Genomic DNA, 4900 nt, shown 5'->3' with positions numbered 1-4900 from the left:
CCTGCCCGTCCTGCCCGTCCTGCCCGCCGACCTCGCCGCTGGTCACCGTGAACTGGTGCCGCACCTCGCGCAGCCGCCCCTGCCGGTCGAGATAGGCGTCAAAGGGCACCGCGTGCTCGGCGAACCCCCGCGCGGCGGCCGCCAGCGGGCCGCGCACACCCGGCGACGCGATCCGCGCGGCCCGCCCGATGTCCGTCGTCCCGCGATAGTGCCGCACCACCGTCCCGTCCAGCCCCTCCTCGCCCACCAGGCTCACGCCCCGCGCCCCGCGCAGCAGCTCGGCGGCGGCCAGCGGATCGGTCGCCCCGCCGGTGACCAGATTCCCGTCCGGGATACCGGTCGTATCCACCCGGACCCACTTGTCCGGCGGAATGCCCGCGCCCCGGTTCCGCATGAACAGCGCGCCCGAGGCCAGCAGTTCGGTGATCGGCTCATGCTCGACGGCCCCCATCGCGTCCCTGGGCAGCACCAGGCGCAGCCGCCCCATCCGCCTGACGAAGTCGTACGCGCCGCTGCCCCGGATCGACACGCGCGTGCCGCCCGTCGCCGTCTCCATCGTCGTACGGACCCGTGAACTGCCCGACCGGACCAGCACATCGGCGGCGCGGTGCAGCGCGGCGAGCGCGGCGGCGTGCGATTCGCCGCCGGGGCGCTCGTCGGCGACCGTCTCGGAGGAACAGCCGGTCAGGGTCGCCGTGGTCGTGGTCGCCATCAGCCCGGCCAGCAGTGCGCCCGCCACAGCGGCCGCCATGCGCCTCGCCCGGGCACCGCCCGTACGCCGCTGGATTTCCATCGACCGTCGACCCCCTGGCCACGCTCGTCCACACCCTTGGTACTTGTTCGTTTAACGACTCGCCCCTAGGGCTCGTCACGGCCGGGTAGCGTGGTCATGTGCTCGACTCAGGCGTTTCGGACCCCGACCAACACCGCACCACCACCGTGGAAAAGGGCTCCTTCTGCAGCGCCCGCTGCTCGTGCGGCTGGCGCGGCCCCGCCCGCAGATCGCGGGACAAGGCCCGCACCGACGCGGCCGGCCACGCCGGCGGAACCGGATGCGCCGCCTCGCCCTCTGAGTAGGGGACCGGGCCTGCACGCTACCGCCCGGCCAACTGGTGGGGCAGCAGCGTCAAGTGGGACGGGAGGCCGCCATGAAGCGGCGGACACTACTGGCAGCGGGCACGGCACTGGCGACCACGGGGGCGTGGGCCGCAGCGTGCGACAAGAACTCGGGACAGGCGGCGGGAGACGGCGATCCGTCCACCCGCACCGCCTCCTCCGCCTCCGATGCCCGTTCGTCCTCCGCTTCCGCCTCGGCCTCCGCCGGCGGCACCGACGGCAAGCCGCGGGCCTCCGACTGGACCGCTCTGGGCAAAGGTCTGCAGGGCGATCTGATACGCCCCGGCGACGCCGACTACACCACCGCCCGCCAGCTCTACAACACCCGCTTCGACCGGCTGCGGCCCGCCGCCGTCGCTTATATAGCCAACACCTCGGACATCTCCGAGTGCCTGGACTTCGCCCGCCGCCATGGCACCCCCGTCGCCATCCGCAACGGCGGCCACAGTTACGCCGGTTGGTCCAGCGGCGACGGCCGCCTCGTCATCGACGTCTCCGCGCTCAAGTCGATCCGTACCTCCTCCGGCGAGGCCCGGATCGGCGGGGGCGCCAAGCTCATCGACGTCTACACCACCCTGGGCGCGTCGGGCGTGACCGTACCCGGCGGCTCCTGCCCCACCGTGGGCATCTCCGGCCTGACCCTCGGCGGCGGCCATGGCGTCGTCTCCCGGGCGTACGGGCTCACCTCCGACAACCTCACCGGTGCGAGCATCGTCACCGCCGACGGCCGGACCCTCCAGGTGTCCAAGGACCGCGAGGCCGATCTGTTCTGGGCCCTGCGCGGCGCCGGCAACGGCAACTTCGGCGTCGTCACCGAGCTCCGCTTCCGCACCCACCGGGCCGCCGACGGGGTCACCTGCTATATGACCTGGCCGTGGTCCAAGGCCGCGACGGTGCTGCGGGCCTGGCAGAAGTGGGGACCGGACCAGCCGGACGAGATCTGGTCGGCGCTCCACCTGGAAGCCTCCCCCGGACGCACCCCGACCGTCTCGGTGAGCTGCTTCTCGCTCGGCACCTACGGCGAACTGCAGAACGCCGTCGACCGGCTCGCCGACGGCCCGGGCGGGCCCGGCCCCGCCTCGAGAGTCCTGCTGCGCCGCCGCGGCTATGTGGAGGCGATGCGGGCGTACGCCGGATGCGCCGACACCAGCACCACCCAGTGCCACCTCCCGGGCGACACACCGGGCCGCAGCTCGTCCGGCGTCCTCCAGCGCGAGACATACGCGGCGCGCTCCGACTTCTACGCCCGCGCGCTGAGCGAGGCGGGCGTGCGCGCGATGCTCGGCCAGGTGGAGGCGTACGGGCGGCGTACGAGCGGCGGGGGCGCGGTCAGCATCGCGCTCACCGCGCTCGGCGGGGCCGTCAACCGCGTCGCGCCCACGGCCACCGCCTTCGTCCACCGCCGCTCGCGCTTCCTGGCGCAGTACACCGCCTCCTGGGCGGCGGGCGGGGCCGGGACGGCACAGCTCTCCTGGCTCGACGGCGTACATACGGCGATGCGGCGCCATGCGTCGGGGGCGGCGTACCAGAACTACACGGACGCATCGCTCAAGGACTGGCGTACCGCGTATTACGGGTCGGCGGCGGACCGGCTGACCAAGCTGAAGAAACGATACGACCCGGACCGGCTGTTCGACTTCCCGCAGGCGCTGTGAGCGCGGGGCCCCTCAGGCAACAGGTCCTCAGGCAACAGTTCCCCAGGCAACAGGTCCTCAGGCCGACAGTTCCTCAGGCCGCCAGGTCCTTGTTGCGGCGCTCGCTGCCGCCTGAGGAGCGGGACCCGGGGAACTCCGGCATGTCGTCCTCCGCGGCCTCCCCGGCCGCGGGGGCGGTGCCCGCCCGCACCAGCCAGCCCGCCCGCGAGCCCGCGATGGCCGTCGTCAGCGGGGTCAGCAGCATCATCGCGAGGGGGGCCAGCAGCAGCGCGACCGCCGTGCCGAGCGCGAACCCGCCGATGACGTCCGTCGGGTAGTGCACACCCATATAGACGCGGCAGAACCCCTCGAGCAGCGCGAGACCGATCGCGGCCGCTCCATAGGTCCGGCTGGCCATGAACACGCCGACGGCGATCGCCATGGTCAGCGTGGCGTGGTCGCTGACGAACGAGAAGTCGGTCTTGCCCGCCACCAGGACGTCCAGCCCCTGATGGTCCTTGAAGGGCCGGGGTCGCTCCACGAACTCGCGGATCGGGATGTTGGCGAGCAGCGCGAAACCGGCGGCCAGCGGCGCCCAGATCAGCCCGGCGACGGCGGACGGCGCGTCCTGCGACCGCTTGCGCACGCTCCACCAGGCGCCGAGCAGGACCAGGACCAGCCCGATGATGATCCCGTACTCGCCGACGAACTCCATGACGCGGTCGAACCAGTGGGGAGCGTCCTTGGCGAGTCCATTGATGTCGTAGAGCAGGCTGACATCAGGGTTCGACCCGTCCAGTGCGAGTCCAGCCATGTGCCGTGGCCCCTTATCTCTTGCCTGTCGCTACATGCGGCTGCCGGCCCCCGTTGATGAACGCCATCGATGCCGATTGTGTTCGCTGCCGATCCACTTCCAGGAAACGCCCACATCGAGCGGGTCGTTCCGCTCTCTACCCAACGATCACCAGGACGTTATCGAAGGGTGACCCATCGTCGCAGCTCAGCGCGGAGACTTTACGCGGAGTTCGCCGTCGGCAACGCTTTTGCGCCATCTTTGGTCACCCGCGTCGCACCGATGTAGTCCGGCGTGTCGATCTTGTCGAACCGGATCACGGCCCCAGTGTACGGGGCGTTGATCATCTGACCGCCCCCGACGTAGATCCCGACGTGGTGAATGGATCTTGGATCGTTGAGGTCGTACGCGAAGAAGACCAGGTCGCCCGGGAGCAGCTCATCCCTCTTGGGGTGCGGCCCCGCGTTCCACTGATCGTTGGCGACACGCGGCAGGTCGATGCCGACGGTCTTGTACGCCGCCTTCGTCAGCCCGGAGCAGTCGAACCGCCCGCCGTCCTCCGGGGTCCCGTTACCGCCCCACAGATACGGCTTGCCGAGCTGCTTCTGCGCGAAGTAGATCGCCGCGGCCGACTGCTGCGAGGGCCGCACCTTCTGGACGGGCGCCGCGAAGCTCTTGGCCAGGGTGGTGATGGTCTTCACATAGTTCTGGGTCTCGCGGTAGGGCGGCACGCCGGAGTACTTGATCACCGCGTACGCGCCCGCGTTGTAGGAGGCCAGCATGTTGTGCGTCAGATCGCCCGGGACGTCCTCGACATACTTCGCGAGCGAGCAGTCGTACGCGGCCGCCGACGGGATCGCGTCCTGCGGGTCCCAGATGTCCCGGTCCCCGTCCTTGTCACCGTCCACACCATGACTGGCCCAGGTGCCCGGGATGAACTGCGCGATCCCCTTGGCGTTCGCCGGGCTCTCCGCCTTCGGGTTCCAGCCACTCTCCTGATAGAGCTGCGCGGCGAGCAGAGCCGGGTTGATCGCGGGGCACAGATTCCCCCACTTCTGGACCAGCGGCTGATACGCGGCGGGGACGGCACCCCTGGCCAGCCCGACCGTCGTACCGCTGTTACCGCCCGCGAGGTCCGCGGCGACCATGTACGTACCGACGACGAGGAGCGCGACGAAGGAGAAGGAGACCCCGAGACCGACACTGACGCCCAGCCAGACCTTACGCACCCGCCCATCCTCCCCCATCTGCCCGTCATACGAACGTGTTTCCGCACGTACGGCGAAAATCCGCCGCCCGCCAGCCGAAACCATACGGGCGCGGCGGGGCCGCCGCACCGTATGGTTTCGGCTGGCGG

5 protein-coding genes are annotated in these 4900 nt (G+C 70.8%); 2 read left to right on the top strand and 3 right to left on the bottom strand.

The annotated features are described in order from the left end of the window. The coding region (locus tag CCN51_RS23405) for a hypothetical protein (RefSeq protein WP_483883446.1) at positions 1-793 on the bottom strand (793 nt) is incomplete at its 3' end. 98 nt (positions 794-891) lie between these two features. Here CCN51_RS23405 and CCN51_RS57745 point away from each other — a divergent pair. Together CCN51_RS57745 and CCN51_RS23395 are read left to right on the top strand one after the other, a co-directional pair. Then, positions 892-1077: a hypothetical protein gene (locus CCN51_RS57745; RefSeq protein ID WP_078610535.1), complete on the top strand. Its 186-nt coding sequence runs from the start codon at positions 892-894 to the stop codon at positions 1075-1077. A 71-nt stretch (positions 1078-1148) separates the two neighbouring features. After that, entirely contained in the window at positions 1149-2771 is a 1623-nt protein-coding gene (locus CCN51_RS23395; RefSeq protein ID WP_014177691.1) for an FAD-binding oxidoreductase, read from the top strand. A gap of 73 nt (positions 2772-2844) precedes the next feature. Here CCN51_RS23395 and CCN51_RS23390 read toward each other — a convergent pair whose 3' ends face one another. Continuing rightward, positions 2845-3564 (bottom strand): phosphatase PAP2 family protein, encoded by a 720-nt coding sequence (locus CCN51_RS23390; protein WP_014177692.1) that lies wholly within the window; start codon positions 3562-3564, stop codon positions 2845-2847. A gap of 200 nt (positions 3565-3764) precedes the next feature. Next, complete coding sequence (locus tag CCN51_RS23385; RefSeq protein ID WP_014177693.1) at positions 3765-4790, bottom strand: C40 family peptidase; 1026 nt, start codon at positions 4788-4790, stop codon at positions 3765-3767. Between the last annotated feature and the right edge of the window lie 110 nt (positions 4791-4900).

Source organism: Streptomyces milbemycinicus (assembly GCF_002154605.1).
Classification (GTDB): Bacteria; Actinomycetota; Actinomycetes; order Streptomycetales; family Streptomycetaceae; genus Streptomyces; species Streptomyces milbemycinicus.
This window is presented reverse-complemented; position numbering and strand designations above follow the sequence as displayed.